Origin of the sequence: Micromonospora sp. WMMA1949 (genome assembly GCF_027460145.1) — a bacterium.
Taxonomy (GTDB): domain Bacteria; phylum Actinomycetota; class Actinomycetes; order Mycobacteriales; family Micromonosporaceae; genus Micromonospora.
Window position 1 is genome coordinate 5,252,390 of record NZ_JAPZBG010000001.1, and the last position, 16,014, is coordinate 5,268,403.

General features: G+C 71.9%; 14 protein-coding genes. 10 read left to right on the forward strand and 4 right to left on the reverse strand.

All coding sequences use genetic code 11. The features are described from left to right. Positions 1-228 precede the first annotated feature (228 nt). The 9 genes from araB (at position 229) to O7607_RS24530 (ending at position 12,493) form a co-directional block, all read left to right on the forward strand. Entirely contained in the window at positions 229-1,911 is a 1,683-nt protein-coding gene (gene araB / locus O7607_RS24490) for a ribulokinase (protein ID WP_269705546.1), read from the forward strand. Beyond that, positions 1,908-2,579 carry an L-ribulose-5-phosphate 4-epimerase gene (locus O7607_RS24495; protein WP_269705547.1) on the forward strand — a complete coding sequence of 224 codons (672 nt, stop codon included), beginning with the start codon at positions 1,908-1,910 and terminating at the stop codon, positions 2,577-2,579. Before araB ends, O7607_RS24495 begins: the two co-directional genes overlap by 4 nt. Before the next feature lie 96 nt (positions 2,580-2,675). After that, entirely contained in the window at positions 2,676-3,671 is a 996-nt protein-coding gene (locus tag O7607_RS24500) for an ABC transporter substrate-binding protein (RefSeq protein WP_269705548.1), read from the forward strand. 72 nt (positions 3,672-3,743) lie between these two features. Further along, positions 3,744-5,285, forward strand: coding sequence for a sugar ABC transporter ATP-binding protein (locus O7607_RS24505; RefSeq protein ID WP_269705549.1), 1,542 nt, complete (start codon positions 3,744-3,746; stop codon positions 5,283-5,285). Then, positions 5,282-6,352, forward strand: coding sequence for an ABC transporter permease (locus O7607_RS24510; protein WP_269705550.1), 1,071 nt, complete (start codon positions 5,282-5,284; stop codon positions 6,350-6,352). Before O7607_RS24505 ends, O7607_RS24510 begins: the two co-directional genes overlap by 4 nt. After that, complete coding sequence (gene yjfF, locus O7607_RS24515; RefSeq protein ID WP_091417258.1) at positions 6,349-7,341, forward strand: galactofuranose ABC transporter, permease protein YjfF; 993 nt, start codon at positions 6,349-6,351, stop codon at positions 7,339-7,341. The genes O7607_RS24510 and yjfF overlap by 4 nt, the downstream gene beginning before the upstream one ends. 26 nt (positions 7,342-7,367) lie before the next feature. Further along, positions 7,368-8,870, forward strand: a complete 1,503-nt coding sequence (gene araA, locus O7607_RS24520) for an L-arabinose isomerase (protein WP_269705551.1) — start codon at positions 7,368-7,370, stop codon at positions 8,868-8,870. 248 nt (positions 8,871-9,118) lie between these two features. Next, positions 9,119-11,188: an RICIN domain-containing protein gene (locus tag O7607_RS24525; protein WP_269705552.1), complete on the forward strand. Its 2,070-nt coding sequence runs from the start codon at positions 9,119-9,121 to the stop codon at positions 11,186-11,188. A 315-nt stretch (positions 11,189-11,503) separates the two neighbouring features. Then, complete coding sequence (locus O7607_RS24530; RefSeq protein WP_269705553.1) at positions 11,504-12,493, forward strand: LacI family DNA-binding transcriptional regulator; 990 nt, start codon at positions 11,504-11,506, stop codon at positions 12,491-12,493. A gap of 22 nt (positions 12,494-12,515) precedes the next feature. On the opposite strand, the gene O7607_RS24535 is transcribed toward O7607_RS24530, so the two are convergent. From O7607_RS24535 to O7607_RS24545, 3 genes are read right to left on the reverse strand one after another with little or no spacing between them, the layout of a single operon-like run. Further along, positions 12,516-13,121 carry a copper resistance CopC family protein gene (locus tag O7607_RS24535; protein ID WP_269705554.1) on the reverse strand — a complete coding sequence of 202 codons (606 nt, stop codon included), beginning with the start codon at positions 13,119-13,121 and terminating at the stop codon, positions 12,516-12,518. 20 nt (positions 13,122-13,141) lie between these two features. Next, positions 13,142-14,374, reverse strand: coding sequence for a Dyp-type peroxidase (locus tag O7607_RS24540; RefSeq protein ID WP_269705555.1), 1,233 nt, complete (start codon positions 14,372-14,374; stop codon positions 13,142-13,144). Further along, the gene (locus O7607_RS24545; RefSeq protein WP_269705556.1) at positions 14,371-14,940 is read right to left on the reverse strand and encodes a copper chaperone PCu(A)C; all 570 of its coding nucleotides are present in this window, start codon (positions 14,938-14,940) and stop codon (positions 14,371-14,373) included. Before O7607_RS24545 ends, O7607_RS24540 begins: the two co-directional genes overlap by 4 nt. A gap of 227 nt (positions 14,941-15,167) precedes the next feature. Here O7607_RS24545 and O7607_RS24550 point away from each other — a divergent pair, with 227 nt between their 5' ends. Continuing rightward, the gene (locus O7607_RS24550) at positions 15,168-15,572 is read left to right on the forward strand and encodes a Fur family transcriptional regulator (protein ID WP_269705558.1); all 405 of its coding nucleotides are present in this window, start codon (positions 15,168-15,170) and stop codon (positions 15,570-15,572) included. Positions 15,573-15,586: 14 nt separating this feature from the next. On the opposite strand, the gene O7607_RS24555 is transcribed toward O7607_RS24550, so the two are convergent. Next, positions 15,587-15,979: an SCO5389 family protein gene (locus O7607_RS24555; RefSeq protein ID WP_269705560.1), complete on the reverse strand. Its 393-nt coding sequence runs from the start codon at positions 15,977-15,979 to the stop codon at positions 15,587-15,589. Positions 15,980-16,014: the final 35 nt, after the last annotated feature.

The following is a 16,014-nucleotide window of genomic DNA, read 5'->3' on the forward strand; positions in this document are numbered from 1 at the left end:
AGAGAATTTCCGGAAGTTCCATCGATTGTTGTCGTTAACAGGTCGCCGGCCCGCAGTCCGGCCGCGCCGTCGGCGTGGATCTCCCGGCCGGCGGCAGGGCCGGTCCGCGCGGGGCGGCGGACGCCGGTTCCGGGTGCCGCCGCTCGTTACGCAGCTGTTGCCCGGAGGTGTCTTGACGGATGTATATGTGAGCGCTAACACTAACCCCGTGACACGGCGGAGGTGCAAATGAGCGAAGTGGACGCGTCGGATCGGTACGTGATCGGGGTCGATTTCGGCACACTGTCCGGGCGGGCGCTCGTGGTCCGGGTCCGTGACGGCGCCGAACTCGGTACGGCGGTGCACGAATACCGGCGCGGGGTCATCGAGACCGCGCTTCCCGACGGCGGCCCGGCTCTGCCCCCGGACTGGGCCCTCCAGGACCCGGACGACTACCGCGACGTGCTGCGCCACGCGGTGCCGGCCGCGCTCGCCGAGGCCGGCGTGGACCCGTCCCGGGTGGTGGGCATCGGCACCGACTTCACCGCCTGCACCGTGCTCCCGACCCTCGCCGACGGCACGCCGCTGTGCGAGATCCCGGACCTGCGCGACCGGCCGCACGCCTGGGTGAAGCTCTGGAAGCACCACGCCGCGCAGCCGCACGCCGACCGGATCAACGCGCTGGCGGCCGAACGCGGCGAGTCGTGGCTCGGCCGCTACGGCGGCAAGATCTCCGCGGAGTGGCAGTTCGCCAAGGGCCTGCAGATCCTGGAGGAGGATCCGGAGGTCTACCGGCGCGCCGAGCGTTTCGTCGAGGCCGCCGACTGGATCGTCTGGCAGCTGTGCGGCGCCGAGACGCGCAACGTCTGCACCGCCGGCTACAAGGGCATCCGGCAGGACGGCCGGTACCCGTCGCCGGACTACCTGGCCGCGCTCGCCCCCGGCTTCGCCGACTTCGTGACCAAGCTGGACGGTCCGCTGCTGCCGCTGGGCGCGCGGGCCGGCACCCTCAGCGCCCGCGCCGCCGCCTGGACCGGTCTGCCCGAGGGCATCGCGGTCGCGGTCGGCAACGTCGACGCGCACGTCACCGCCGCCGCGGCCCAGGCGCTGCGGCCGGGCCGGCTGGTCGCCATCATGGGCACCTCCACCTGCCACGTGCTCAACGGCACCCACCCGGCCGAGGTGCCGGGCATGTGCGGCGTGGTCGACGGCGGCATCAGCCCCGGCGCCTGGGGCTTCGAGGCCGGGCAGAGCGGCGTGGGGGACATCTTCGGCTGGTTCGTGCGGCACGCCGCCCCGGCCGGGTTCGACTCGCACGAGCGGCTCACCGAGGCCGCCGCCGCCCAGCCGGTCGGCGCGCACGGCCTGGTGGCGCTGGACTGGTGGAACGGCAACCGGTCCCTGCTGGTCAACCACGACCTGAGCGGGATGATCGTCGGGCTGACGCTCGCCACCCGGCCGCCGGACGTCTACCGGGCGCTGCTGGAGTCCACCGCGTACGGCACCCGGATGATCGTCGAGGCGTTCGCGCAGGCCGGGGTGCCGGTCGACGACCTGGTGGTGGCCGGTGGGCTCACCTCCAACCGGCTGCTCATGCAGATCTACGCCGACGTGACGAACCGGCCGCTGAGCATCATCGGCTCCGCCCAGGGCCCGGCGCTCGGCTCGGCCATCCACGCGGCGGTGGCCGCCGGGACGTACCCGACGATCCACGAGGCGTCCGCCGCGATGGGACGCATCGACGAGGCCGTCTACCGGCCCGTCCCGGAGAACGTGCGGGCCTACGACGCCCTCTACGCCGAGTACCGCGCCCTGCACGACCACTTCGGTCGCGGCGCGAACGACGTCATGCTCCGCCTGCGGGCGATCCGCAACGCGGCAGCCGACGCCGCCGCGGACCGCACCGCCGCGACCCTGGAGGTGGTCGGATGAACAGCCAGGTGACCGCGCTGCGCGAAACCGTGGCCCGCCTGCACCGCGAACTGACGCGCTACGACCTGGTGGCCTGGACCGCCGGCAACGTGTCGGCCCGCGTACCCGGTCAGGACCTGATGGTCATCAAGCCGAGTGGTGTCGACTACGACGACCTGACCGCCGAGGCCATGGTGGTCTGCGACCTCAACGGCGCGGTGGTCGACGGCGACGGCGCCCCCTCCAGCGACACCGCCGCGCACGCCTACGTGTACCGCGCGATGCCCGAGGTCGGCGGCGTCGTGCACACCCACAGTGGATACGCCACCGCCTGGGCGGCCCGCGGTGAGGCGATCCCGTGCTGGCTGACCGCGCAGGCCGACGAGTTCGGCGGGGAGATCCCGATCGGGCCGTTCGCGCTGATCGGCGGCGACGACATCGGCAAGGGCATCGTCAGCACGCTGGCCGGGCACCGCTCGCCCGCGGTGCTCATGCGCAACCACGGCGTCTTCACCATCGGCCGCGACGCGCGGGCGGCGGTCAAGGCCGCGGTGATGTGCGAGGACGTCGCCCGGACCGCACACCTGGCCCGGGCGCTCGGCCAGCCGGTGCCGATCGCGCCGGCCGACATCGACTCGCTCTACGACCGCTACCAGAACGTCTACGGCCAACGTCCGCCGGCGCCCTGACCCCGGACCGGGCGCCGCGCATCCACCCCACCACCACACCCGGCCGCACCGGCTCCCCGCCGCGCGTCCGGAACTTCCAACCCCGGAGGAGAACCGATGAGTACCAGGAGCACGGCCCGCAGGGCCATCGCCGCGCTCGCCGGCGTGCTGCTCGCCGGCAGCATGGCGGCCTGCGGCAACAGCGACACCGGCGGTGACGCCGGTGGCGGCAACGACAAGATAGTCCTGGGTTTCTCCCAGGTGGGCGCCGAGAGCGGCTGGCGCACCGCGAACACCACCTCGATCAAGGAAGCGGCCGCCGAGGCCGGGATCGAGCTGAAGTTCGACGACGCGCAGCAGAAGCAGGAAAACCAGATCAAGGCGATCCGCAACTTCATCCAGCAGAAGGTCGACGTGATCGCCTTCTCGCCGGTGGTGGAGTCGGGCTGGGACACCGTGCTCAAGGAGGCCAAGGACGCGAAGATCCCGGTCATCCTGACCGACCGCGCGGTCGACTCGGCCGACAAGTCGCTCTACAAGACGTTCCTCGGCTCGGACTTCGTCAAGGAGGGCCGCCTCGCCGGCGAGTGGCTGGTGGAGCAGAAGAAGGCGGCGTCCGGCCCGGTCACCATCGTGGAGCTGCAGGGCACGACCGGCTCGGCGCCGGCCAACGACCGGAAGAAGGGCTTCGCCGAGGCGATCGCCGCCAACCCGAACCTGAAGATCGTCGCCTCGCAGTCCGGTGACTTCACCCGCGCCGGTGGCAAGCAGGTCATGGAGCAGTTCCTCAAGGCCAACCCGAAGATCGACGTGCTGTTCGCGCACAACGACGACATGGGCCTGGGCGCGCTCGAGGCGATCACCGCGGCGGGCAAGACGCCCGGCAAGGACATCACCATCATCACCGTCGACGCGGTGAAGGACGGCATGCAGGCCCTCGCGGACGGCAAGTTCAACTTCATCGCCGAGTGCAGCCCGCTGCTCGGCCCGCAGCTGATGGAGCTGGTCAAGAAGGTCAAGGCCGGCGAGGAGGTGCCCGCCCGGATCGAGACCGAGGAGACCACGTTCACCCAGGAGCAGGCCAAGGAGGCACTGCCCAACCGCAAGTACTGAGTCACCCGGGGGTCGCCGTCGCAACCGACGGCGGCCCCCGCACCACCACCGCAAAAGAAGAGGTCCGATGGGATGACGGGTAGCCGTCCGGTCCTGACCATGACCGGTATCAGCAAGACCTTCCCCGGGGTCCGCGCGCTGCACGACGTGGACTTCCGGCTGTTCCCGGGCGAGGTCCACGCCCTGATGGGCGAGAACGGCGCCGGCAAGTCCACCCTGATCAAGGTGCTGACCGGCGTCTACGGGACCGACGCGGGCGTCGTCACGCTCGGCGGCGAGCAGGTCTCGTTCAGCGGCCCGATGCAGGCCGCCGCGGCCGGTGTCAGCACCGTGTACCAGGAGGTCAACCTCTGCACCAACCTGTCGGTGGCGGAGAACGTCTTCATCGGCCGGGAGCCTCGCCGGTTCGGTGCGGTGCGCTGGGGCGAGATGCGCCGCCGGGCCCGTGGCCTGCTGGCCCGCCTCGACCTGGACCTCGACGTGAGCGCGCCGCTCGGCTCGTACTCGCTTGCGGTGCAGCAGATGGTCGCCATCGCCCGGGCGATCGACGTGCAGGCCCGGGTGCTGATCCTGGACGAACCGACGTCCAGCCTGGACGCCGGCGAGGTCGCCCAGCTGTTCCGGATCATGCGGCAGCTGCGCGACGAGGGGATCGCGATCCTGTTCGTCACCCACTTCCTCGACCAGGTCTACGGCATCGCCGACCGGATCACGGTGCTGCGCAACGGCCGGCTCGTGGGGGAGTACCGCACCGAGGAGCTGCCGCAGTTCAGCCTGGTCGAGAAGATGATCGGGCAGGAGCTGGACGTGCTGGAGCGGCTCGACGAGCAGCAGAAGCGCGCCACCGTCGACACCGCGGACAAGGCCCCGCTCGCGGACGCCGCCGAACTGGGCCGGCGCGGCGCGGTCGCCCCGTTCAGCCTGCGCATCCACGCCGGTGAGGTGGTCGGCCTGGCCGGCCTGCTCGGCTCCGGCCGTACCGAGGTGGCGCGGCTGATCTTCGGCGCGGACCGGGCCGACCACGGCCAGGTCCGGCTCGACGGCGGCCGGACGCCGGTGCGCAACCCGATCCAGGCCATCGGCCAGGGCGTCGGGTTCTGCTCGGAGAACCGCCGGGCCGAGGGCATCGTCCCGGAACTCACGGTCCGGGAGAACATGATCCTGGCGATGCAGGCCGCGCGCGGTTGGCTGCGGCCGATCCCGCGCCGCCGCCAGGACGAGCTGGTCCGCAGGTACGTCGAGGCGCTGAGCATCCGTCCGGCCAACCCGGAACTGCCGGTGCGCAACCTGTCCGGCGGCAACCAGCAGAAGGTGCTGCTGGCCCGCTGGCTGATCACCGAGCCCCGCCTGCTGATCCTCGACGAGCCGACCCGCGGTATCGACGTCGGCGCCAAGGCCGAGATCCAGAAGCTGGTGGTGCAGCTCTCCGACGGCGGCATGGCGGTGCTGTTCATCTCCGCCGAGCTGGAGGAGGTGCTGCGCCTGAGCCACCGGGTCGCGGTCATGCGCGACCGCGAGATGGTCGCCCAGCTCGACAACGACGACACGCTCGACGCCGACCGCGTCATGCGCACCATCGCCAGTGGAACACCCCGGGAGGAGGTGACCCGATGACCGCCGTCGCCGACCGCCTCCGCCCGCTGACCGGCCACCGCCTGTTCTGGCCGGCGCTCGTGCTCGTGGTCATGATCGCCGCGAACACCGTCTACCGTCCCGGCTTCCTCGCCGTCGAGGTCAAGAGCGGCCACCTGTACGGCACGCCCATCGACATCCTCCGGCTGAGCGCGCCGCTGATCCTGGTCGCGCTCGGGATGACGCTGGTCATCGCCACCGGCGGCATCGACCTGTCGGTCGGCTCGCTCTGCGCGATCAGCGGCGCGATCGCCTGCCTGCACATCAGCGGGGCAGCCGACCAGAACAGCCCGGCCACGGTGGCCACCGCGCTGGCCCTGGCGTTCGGCGCCGCGCTCGTGCTCGGCGCCTGGAACGGGATACTCGTGGCGGTCATCGGCATCCAGCCGATCATCGCCACGCTCATCCTCATGGTCGCCGGGCGGGGCATCGCCCAGCTGGTCACCGAGGGCCAGATCATCACGATCAACTCCGGTCCGTACCGGGCGATCGGGCTCGGGCACTTCCTGACGCTGCCGCTGGCCATCCTGATCGCGCTCGCCGCCGCGCTGCTCGTGGCCGCGTTCACCCGGCGGACCGCGCTCGGCCTGATCGTCGAGTCGGTCGGCGGCAACGCCGAGGCCAGCCGGCTCGCCGGCATCCGGTCGCGGCGCATCGTCTTCCTGGTCTACGTGATCAGCGCCGTCTGCGCCGCGCTCGCCGGTTTCATGGTCACCGCGAACGTCTCCAGCGCCGACGGCAACGCCGCCGGCCTGTGGATCGAACTCGACGCGATCCTGGCGGTCGTGATCGGCGGCACCTCGCTGGCCGGCGGCCGGTTCTCCCTCGGCGGCACCGTCCTCGGCGCGCTGATCATCCAGACCCTGACCACCACGGTGTACGCGATGAACATCTCGCCGCAGACGTCGCTGCTGTTCAAGGCGGTCGTCGTCATCGCCGTCTGCCTCGTGCAGGCCCCGGCGTTCCGGGCCCGGCTGCGCCGGCGACGGCGCGGTGCCGAACCCGGCCCGGCGGCCCCGCAGCGGGAGAAGGAGCAGGTACCGGCATGAGCAGCACGTCGTTGACCACCGGCCGCTCCTGGCGGCCCAGCCTGCCCCGGCGGCACGTGCCGGTGCTGGCCACGCTCGCCCTGCTGCTGGTCATGTACGGCATCGGCGTGTCCCAGTACCGCGCCTTCTCCAACGTCCAGGTCGTCTTCAACGTCTTCATCGACAACGGCTTCCTGCTCGTCGTCGCGGTGGGCATGACGTTCGTGATCCTGACCGGCGGCATCGACCTGTCCGTCGGCTCGGTGGTGGCGATGACCGCGATGGTGTCGGCGTCGTTGCTGCGCGACGGCCTGCCCGCGGCCCTGGTGCTGGTGATCGCGCTGCTGATCGGCCCGACGCTCGGTTTCCTGATGGGCTGCGCGATCCACTTCTTTGAGATCCAGCCGTTCATCGTGACACTCGCCGGGATGTTCTTCGCCCGGGGCATGTGCACGTTCATCAGCGACTCCTCGATCTCCATCACCGACGGTTTCTGGACCTCGATGTCGCAGCAGCGCATCGGTGACCCGGCCGGCAACTTCGTGTCGATCAGCGTGCTGATCGCGTTCGCGGTGGTGCTGATCGCGGCGTACGTGCTGGCGTACACCAGGTTCGGCCGCAACGTGTACGCGGTCGGCGGCAACGCGCAGTCGGCGCTGCTGATGGGCCTGCCGGTGGCGCGGACCCGGATCGCCGTCTACACGATCAGCGGGCTCTGCTCGGCGATCGGCGGGATTCTGCTGTCGTTCTACACGCTCTCCGGCGCGCCGCTGATCGCCGTCGGGATGGAACTGGACGTGATCGCCGCCGTCGTGATCGGTGGCACCGTGCTCACCGGCGGTTCCGGGTACGTCTTCGGCACCGTGCTCGGCGTGCTGGTGCTGGGCGTGATCCAGACCCTGATCACGTTCGACGGCAGCCTCAACTCCTGGTGGACCAAGATCGTGATCGGCGGCCTGCTCTTCGCGTTCATCCTCCTCCAGCGCCTCATCGGCATCCGGTTCAAGTGACGGTTCCTAGCGCGGAAGGCAACAACATGGCAACTCACCCCCAGCCCGAGGTCTGGTTCCTCACCGGCAGCCAGGGCCTCTACGGCGAGGACACCCTGCGGCAGGTCGCCGAGCAGTCCCGGCAGATCGCCGCGCGCCTGGACGAGTCGCCGGACATCCCCGTACGCGTGGTCTGGAAGCCGGTCCTCACCTCCAGCGCGGACATCCTGGCCGTGTGCCGGGACGCCGCGGTGCAGGGCGCGGTCGGGGTGATCGCCTGGATGCACACGTTCTCCCCGGCGAAGATGTGGATCTCCGGGCTGGACGCGCTGCGGACGCCGCTGCTGCACCTGCACACGCAGGCGAACGTGGCGCTGCCGTGGGACGAGATCGACATGGACTTCATGAACCTCAACCAGGCCGCGCACGGCGACCGGGAGTTCGGGTTCGTCCAGACCCGGCTCGGTGTCGCCCGCAAGACCGTCGCCGGCCACGTCACCGACCCGCGGGTCGTCGGCCGGGTCGCGGCCTGGGCCCGGGCCGCCGTCGGCTGGTCGGCGCTGCGGACGCTGCGGCTGGCGCGCTTCGGCGACAACATGCGCGACGTAGCGGTCACCGAGGGGGACAAGGTCGAGGCGGAGCTGCGCTTCGGCGTCTCGGTGAACACCTACGGCGTCAACGACCTGGTCGCGGCCGTCGACCAGGTGGCGGACGCGCAGGTGGACGACCTGGTCAAGGAGTACGACGACACCTTCCGAGTGGCGCCGGAGCTGCGGCCCGGCGGGGACCGGCACGACTCGCTGCGGTACGCGGCACGTCAGGAGCTGGGCCTGCGCGCGTTTCTGGAGGCCGGCGGGTTCCGGGCGTTCACCACGAACTTCGAGGACCTCGGCGGGCTGCGCCAGCTTCCCGGGATCGCGGTGCAGCGCCTGATGGCCGACGGCTACGGCTTCGGCGGCGAGGGCGACTGGAAGACCTCGGTGCTGGTGCACACGCTCAAGGCGATGGCCGTCGGCGTGCCGGGCGGCACCTCGTTCATGGAGGACTACACGTACGACCTGACGTTCGGCCAGGAGCTGATCCTCGGCGCGCACATGCTGGAGGTGTGCCCGAGCATCGCCGCCGACGTGCCGAGCGCAGAGGTGCACCCGCTGAGTATCGGCGGGCGGGAGGACCCGGTCCGCCTGGTCTTCGACGCGGCGCCCGGCCCGGCCGTCGTGCTGGGCATGGCGGACATGGGGGAGCGGTTCCGGCTGGTCGCCAACACGGTGGACGTGGTGCCGCCGCCGCACCCGCTGCGCCGCCTGCCGGTGGCGCGCGCGGTCTGGCGTCCGCAGCCCGACCTGGCCGGCTCGGCGGAGGCGTGGATCACCGCGGGTGCCCCGCACCACACCGTGCTGTCCCAGGCCGTCGGCGTGGAGGAACTGCGCGACCTGGCCGCGATGGCCCGGACCGAGCTGGTGGTCATCGACGCCGAGACGCGCCCGCACCGCTTCGCCGACGAGCTGCGCTGGAACCAGGCGTACTACCGGCTCGCCCGGGGTTTCTGAACCCGTTCGCCGCCCGCCACGCCGACCCGCGCGGCGGGCGGCGTGTTACGCCTTGACGAACGCCATGTTATCGCTCACAGTCGATGGATAGGGTCACCGGCACCGCTCGCGGGCCGTTCCGGGCGCGATCTGCGCCGCAGTTGCCAGGGATCCGACTCCCGCCTGGGTGGGCATCGCTGTTAGCGATAACGCCGACGTCGTCGGCCGTGCCGCCGTGCCCGGGCTCCGGTCGACGAAGGAGGATCGTGGTGACGGCTCGACTGTCCCGTGGACGTGGGCGCCTGTCCCGGCTGCTGGCCGGGGTGGTGGCGCTGCTGGTCGGTGGCGTGGTGGTGGGCGCCGTGCCCGCGCCGGTGTCCGCCGCCACAGTGGACACCAGCGCGTACTACGTGCTGGTGAACCGCAACAGCGGCAAGGCGCTGGACCTGTACAACCAGGCGACGAACGACGGTGCGCGGATCACCCAGTGGACGCGCAACGACGGCGCCTGGCAGCAGTGGCAGTTCGTGGACTCCGGTGGCGGCTACTACCGGCTGCGGTCCCGGCACTCCGGCAAGGTGCTCGACGTGACCGGCGCGTCCACCGCCAACGGCGCGGCGGTGGTGCAGTGGACGGACCACGGCGGCACCAACCAGCAGTTCCGGCTGGCCGACTCCGACAGCGGGTACGTCCGGCTGATCAACCGCAACTCGAACAAGGTGATGGAGGTGCAGAACGCCTCCACCGCCGACGGCGGCAACATCGTCCAGTACGACGACTGGAACGGCGCGAACCAGCAGTGGCAGCTCGTCCGCGTCGGCGACAACCCGGGCACCCCGGGCGGTAACTTCACCAATCCGGCCGTCTGGCAGGACTTCGCCGACGTCGACATCATCCGGGTCGGCGACGTCTACTACATGTCGGCCTCCACCATGCACTACTCGCCCGGCGCGCCGGTGCTGCGCTCCTGGGACCTGGTGAACTGGGAGTTCGCCGGGCACTCCGTGCCGCGGCTGGACTTCGGCTCCAAGTACGACCTCAGCGCCAACGAGCACGCGTACGTGGACGGCATCTGGGCGTCGACGCTGAACTACCGGCCGAGCAACCGCACGTTCTACTGGGCCGGGTGCATCGACTTCGCGCAGACCCACATCTACACCGCCGGCGCCGTCGACGGCGCGTGGAGCCGGCTCGCCACCATCCCCAACTGCTACTACGACGCCGGCATGCTGATCGACGACAACGACACCATGTACGTCGCGTACGGCAACGGCACGATCAGCGTGGCTCAACTGTCCGCGGACGGGCGCAGCCAGGTGCGGGCCCAGCAGGTCTACCAGACGCCGTCGAGCATCGGCACGCTGGAGGGCGCGCGCTTCTACAAGCGCAACGGCGCGTACTACATCTGGCTGACCCGGCCGGCCAACGGCCAGTACGTGCTGAAGTCCACGAACGGCCCGTTCGGCCCGTACGAGCAGCGGCAGGTGCTGCTCAACATGCCCGGCCCGATCTCCGGTGGCGGCGTGCCGCACCAGGGCGGGCTCGTGCAGACGCAGACCGGCGCCTGGTACTACATGGCCTTCACCGACGCCTACCCGGGCGGGCGGATGCCGACGCTGGCGCCGATCACCTGGACCTCCGACGGCTGGCCGCAGGTGCAGACCGTCAACGGGGCCTGGGGCGCGAGCTACCCGAACCCGCTGCCGACCCGCCCGGTCAAGCCGCTCACCGGCACCGACACGTTCTCCGGCACCACGCTCGGCGTGCAGTACGAGTGGAACCACAACCCGGACAACAGCAGGTGGTCGGTGAACAACGGCCTGCGCCTGCAGACCGCCAGCGTCACGAACGACCTGTACCGGGCCCGCAACACGCTCACCCACCGCATCCAGGGTCCGACCTCCACCGGCACCATCGAGCTGGACTACTCGACCATGCGCGACGGTGACCGGGCCGGCCTGGCGATGCTGCGGGACAGCTCGGCCTGGATCGGCGTACGGCGGGACAACGGCACCACCCGGGTGGTGATGACGAACGGCCTGACCATGGGCTCGAACAACTGGAACACCACGAGCACCGGTACGGAGATCGCCAGTGCGGCGGTGTCCGGCGGGCGGATCTGGCTGCGGGCCAACGCCGACATCCGGCCCGGCTCGGGGCGACAGGCGCGCTTCTCGTACAGCACCGACGGGGTCAACTTCGTGTCGCTGGGCAACGCACTGACGCTGAACAACGCGTGGCAGTTCTTCATGGGATACCGGTTCGGCTTCTTCAACTACGCCACCCAATCGCTCGGCGGCGCGGTGACGGTGCGGCAGTTCTCGCTGACGACGCCGTGACAACGGTCACCATTCGCGACCGTTGACACATCTTCAATAGCCCGGGGTGCGGCCCGGCAATCGCCGGAAATGCCGCACCCCGGGTCCAATTCCACCCGCTCCGAGCTGCCTGTTCGTGCCACTGCGTAACGGAAGGGAATGAGCCGCCTGTCGATTCCGCGATATCGGCGCGCCACGGTGGGAACGGTCGATCGGCGGTACCGATACCGCTGGGACGGCTGGCGTAGACTGTCGCCACCCGGGCCGGTCCGGCGAGATCGACCGGGCATGGCCGCGGGCAGTGGCGAAAGTGAGGTGGCCGTGCGCGGTCCTGCGATGACGGATGTGGCTCGCCTCGCCGGAGTCTCGCACCAGACGGTCTCCCGGGTCCTCAACGGGCATCCCAACGTGCGTGAGCAGACCCGGCTGCGGGTGCAGGCCGCCATCACCGAACTCGGCTACCGGCCCAACCGCGCGGCCCGCGCGCTGGTCACCGGCCGGTCGCAGGTGATCGGCGTGGTCGCGCAGAACACCACGCTCTACGGTCCGGCGTCGCTGCTGGCCGCGCTGGAGCAGACCGCCGCGGAGGCCGGTTTCGCGGTGAGCATCGGCAGCGTCCGCGACCTCGACCACCGCTCCATCTCGGCGGCGGTGGAGCGGCACCTGGCGCACCGGGTCGCCGGCATCGTGGTGATCGCACCGGTCGAGTCCGCCGGGGAAGCGCTGGAACGGCTGCCCCAGGACGTGCCCCTGGTCACCGTCGACGGCGATCCGCGGCGACCCATCCCACTGGTCACCGTGGACCAGGTCGCCGGCGCCAAGGCAGCCACCGAGCACCTCCTCGCCGCCGGGCACCGCACCGTCTGGCACGTGTCCGGCCCGTCGGACTGGTTCGACAGCGCCGGCCGGATAGAGGGGTGGCGCGAGGCGCTGCGGCAGGCCGGCGCCGAGATCCCGCCACTGGTCCCGGCCGACTGGTCGGCGGCGGCGGGCTACCGATGCGGGCAGATGCTCGCCCGGATGCCCGAGGTCACTGCCGTCTTCACCGCCAACGACCATCTGGCGCTGGGCGTGCTGCGGGCGCTGTACGAGCACGGCCGCCGGGTGCCCGACGACATCAGCGTGGTCGGCTTCGACGACGTGCCCGAGGCGGCGTACTTCATCCCGCCGCTGACCACGGTGCGGCCGGACTTCGGCGCGGTCGCCGCGGCGAGTCTCGACCTGCTCCTGGCCCAGATCGAGTCGTCGAGCGTCGGGCCGTTGCGGCAGACGATCGCGCCGACGCTGGTCCCGCGCAGCAGCGTGGGCCCGCCGCCCCTGCGCTGAGGCGGCCGGGCCCGCCCGGTCGTCAGCGATCCGGGCGACGATCGCGCGCCCGGCGCGCGACGAGCAGCACGACCCCGGCGACCACGACCAGACCGGCGACCGCCCCGCCGGCCAGCAGCGCGACCTGCGGGCCGTCGTCACCGGACCGTGCACCGGAGGCATCCGGTTCCCCCGTGTTCGCCGGGCTGCCCGACGCGTTGTCCGCGCCGGTCGACGCGGGAGCCGGCGAGACGGGAGCCGACGGTCCGGGCGCGGCCGGATCGGCGACGGTGAAGCGGTACGACCCCTGGACCGGGTGGCCGTCGCGGGACACCACCCGGTACGCGACCGTGTAGGTGCCGTTGCCCAGCGGCTCGTCGATCGTCACCGTTCCGGTGGCACCGTTCACCGCCGGTGCGGAGGTGGGGACCTTGCGCTGACCGGCATCGCTGACCGTGATCGTGGTGAAGGAGGGGTTCAGTCCCTGCATGAACCGCAGCGTGACCTGCGTCGGCGCGCTGGTGAGCCGGGCGTCGCGCGCCGGGGTGGCCTCCTGCAGCGAGTTGTGTGCCGCCGCGGGCGTGGCCGGTACCAGCAGCATCGTGGTGAGGACCGCGGCGAGCAGCGCGGTGACGGAACGGGTACGCATGACGCGCCTTCCTGTGGTGGTCAGCCGAGCAGTTGCCGGCCGATCCAGCCGCCCTCGGGGCAGCCGGGCGGTACGGCGAACACGGCGGAGCCGATCGGGGTGGTCCACTCGTTGAGCAGGTCGCGCTCGGCCAGCCGCCGTTGGACGGGCAGGAACTGCCGGGCGATGTCGGCCTGGTACGAGGCGAAGACGAGCCCGCTGTCCGCGTTCCCCTCCGGGGTCGGCACGCCGTCGTAGTTGTAGGGCCGGCGCAGGATCTTCTGCCGGTCGTCGGTGACGCGGGCCCGGGTCAGGTGCGAGAAGTCGGGGATGACAGTGAGCCCGTCCGGGCCGAGCGCGGCGAAGTCCGGCTCGTCGTGTTCGGCCCGGCCGGTCAGCGGCGCGCCGGTGTCGAGGCGCCGCCCGACGGCGAGTTCCCGGTCGGTGCGGCCCAGCAGGTCCCAGGTCTCCAGGTTCATGCTGATCCGCCGCACCACGAGCGTGGTCGAGTCCCGCAGCCAGTCCGGTCCGTCGGTCACCCACACCGCGGTGTCCGCGGGCGTGCCCGGCTTCGGGTTGGCGGTGCCGTCGAGTTGCCCGAACAGGTTGCGCTGGGTACGCCCCGGCTCGGCGCCGGCCGCCCGGCGGAAGCCCTGCTGCACCCAGCGGACGACGGCGAACGGACGGCTGTCCTTGACCAGGACCCGCTGGGCGTGGGCGACGGTGAGCGGGTCGTCGGCGCAGATCTGCAGCAGCAGGTCGCCGCCGGACCAGCGGGGCTGCAGCCGGTCGATGCCGAACGCGGGCAGGTCGGCGACCGAGGCGGGCCGCCGGTCGTCGAGCCCGGCGGCGGCGTAGAGCCCGGGACCGAAGCCGAACGTGACTGTCAGCCGGGCCGGCAGCAGGCTCAGTTCCGGTTCAGTGTCGGCCAGTGCCGGGCGGCCCTGGGTGAGCCGGGCCGCGTCGTCGGAGAGCAGCCGCAGCATCCGCCCGAGCGCCGCCCGATCGGTGCCGGGCCGCAGCGTGAACGCGACGAACGCCGCGTGCGCCTGCGGGTCGGTGGTGACACCGGACTGCCGGGTGCCGTGGAACGGCTCGACCGCGTCGCCCACCTGGGCCACCGGGACGGCGTCGCCGGGGCGTACCGCCGGGGTGCCGGACCGGGCGGCGGCGAGGGCGCCGGCGCCGGCCAGCGCGCCCCCGGTGGCCATCGCGCCGCCGGTGAGCAGGCCGCGCCGGCTGACCCGGCGCGCGGGTGCGCCGGCGCCGGTCATGACGCGGGGCTCGCGCCGTGCCCGGGGGCGTAGCTCTCCTGGGCGCCGGTGAACGGCTTCGCCACCGCGGTGAACGTCTGGGTCCGGCCGTCGGCGAAGGTCAGCGTGATGTCGAGCTGGTCGCCGGGGCGCACCGGGCGGGTCAGGTCCATCAGCATGAGGTGGTCGCCGCCGGGTTCCAGGGCGGCCTGCGACCGGGCGGCCACCACGACGCCGCCCTGCTTCTGCCGCATCGCCATCTTCCCGTCGGTCATGGCCATCTCGTGGATCTCGGCCCGGGACACGTCGGTGGTCACCCCGGTGATCGTGACGTCGGTGTCGCCGTCGTTGGCGAGCGTGGCGAACGCCGCGGTCATGCCCTTGTCGGCGGCCTTCACCCACGGGTCGCGGACGGTGAGCACGCCCGCCGCCGCGCTCGCCGGGGCCGAGGCCGACGCCGAGCCGGACGCCGACGGGGCGGCGGACGGCGTGTCCGCGGACCCGCAGGCGGTGACCGACGCGGCGAGCACGGCGGCGCCGATCAGGGCCGCCGGGCGCAGGAACCGGCGGCTGGTGGTGCTGGGCATGACGTCGTCCCCTCGATGATCCGGTGTTCGTACCGTTTGTCGGCGGGGTACGGCGGAAAGTTCCGGCCGGGGTGGTCGGTCACGTCACACCCCGGCCCGGTGGACCGGGCCGACCGGGGATCGGCGGTGCGCCCGGAAGGCATAATGGTTCCGGGTGTCAGTGGCGCGCCGGGCACGGCCGGGCCGGACGAGGGTGCCGGGCGGGCGCCCGGACGAGGGAGGCGACGGTGAGCCAGGTGACGACCGGGGCGACCCGCAACACCCGTCAGCGCGCCGAGGTGCTGGCGCTGCTGCGGGAGCTGGACGGCTTCCACAGCGCGCAGCAGCTGCACCAGATGCTTCTCCAGCGGCAGGCGAAGGTCGGCCTCACCACGGTGTACCGGACGCTGCAGATGCTCGTCGACAACGGCGAGATCGACTCGGCCCGGCTACCCGGTGGCGAGCACCTCTACCGCCGCTGCAGCCAGAGCCGCCATCACCACCACCTGGTCTGCCGCCGCTGCGGCCGGGCCGTGGAGGTGGCCGGCCCGGCCGTGGAGCGGTGGGCCGACCAGGTCGCCGCGCAGCACGGGTTCACCGACGTCGGGCACACCCTGGAGATCTTCGGCACCTGCGACCGCTGCGCCGCCTGACCCGCCGGGCGCCGTCAGCAGTTGCGCAGCGTGGGGGACTGGTTGAGCACCTGACCCCGGCTGGAGGTGAACCGGCGGTACGCCTCGGAGCCGGCCGCGCCGCGGCGGAACGCCGCCACCCGGTGGCAGTTCTGGAACGCCAGCGTCACCCCGAAGTGCCGTTCCAGACCGGCGCGGATCGCGTCGCTGGCCAGCGCGCGCAGCAGTTGCCCGCGCTCGGCGTCGCCGGGCGGGGGCACGACGTTGTCGGCGAACTCGGCGTCGGACGCGGCCAGGTCGGCGGCCACCCGGCTGACCGTCTCCCAGGCGTACGGCAGGGAGTCACGGACGCAGGCGACGAACGCCTCCTCGTCCACGGGACCGGTCTCGGCGGCGTGCAGCAGGGCGGGCGGAACGGTGAGCGACATGGGTCCTCCGTCATCGCTAACGAACACGGTTTCCA

What these genes read in the sequence shown, in the direction of transcription:
- araB (WP_269705546.1), top strand. Translation starts at nt 229, where the DNA reads ATGAGCGAAGTGGACGCGTCGGATCGGTACGTGATCGGGGTCGATTTC.
- O7607_RS24495 (WP_269705547.1), top strand. Translation starts at nt 1,908, where the DNA reads ATGAACAGCCAGGTGACCGCGCTGCGCGAAACCGTGGCCCGCCTGCAC.
- O7607_RS24500 (WP_269705548.1), top strand. Translation starts at nt 2,676, where the DNA reads ATGAGTACCAGGAGCACGGCCCGCAGGGCCATCGCCGCGCTCGCCGGC.
- O7607_RS24505 (WP_269705549.1), top strand. Translation starts at nt 3,744, where the DNA reads ATGACGGGTAGCCGTCCGGTCCTGACCATGACCGGTATCAGCAAGACC.
- O7607_RS24510 (WP_269705550.1), top strand. Translation starts at nt 5,282, where the DNA reads ATGACCGCCGTCGCCGACCGCCTCCGCCCGCTGACCGGCCACCGCCTG.
- yjfF (WP_091417258.1), top strand. Translation starts at nt 6,349, where the DNA reads ATGAGCAGCACGTCGTTGACCACCGGCCGCTCCTGGCGGCCCAGCCTG.
- araA (WP_269705551.1), top strand. Translation starts at nt 7,368, where the DNA reads ATGGCAACTCACCCCCAGCCCGAGGTCTGGTTCCTCACCGGCAGCCAG.
- O7607_RS24530 (WP_269705553.1), top strand. Translation starts at nt 11,504, where the DNA reads ATGACGGATGTGGCTCGCCTCGCCGGAGTCTCGCACCAGACGGTCTCC.
- O7607_RS24535 (WP_269705554.1), bottom strand. Translation starts at nt 13,121, where the DNA reads ATGCGTACCCGTTCCGTCACCGCGCTGCTCGCCGCGGTCCTCACCACG.
- O7607_RS24540 (WP_269705555.1), bottom strand. Translation starts at nt 14,374, where the DNA reads ATGACCGGCGCCGGCGCACCCGCGCGCCGGGTCAGCCGGCGCGGCCTG.
- O7607_RS24545 (WP_269705556.1), bottom strand. Translation starts at nt 14,940, where the DNA reads ATGCCCAGCACCACCAGCCGCCGGTTCCTGCGCCCGGCGGCCCTGATC.
- O7607_RS24555 (WP_269705560.1), bottom strand. Translation starts at nt 15,979, where the DNA reads ATGTCGCTCACCGTTCCGCCCGCCCTGCTGCACGCCGCCGAGACCGGT.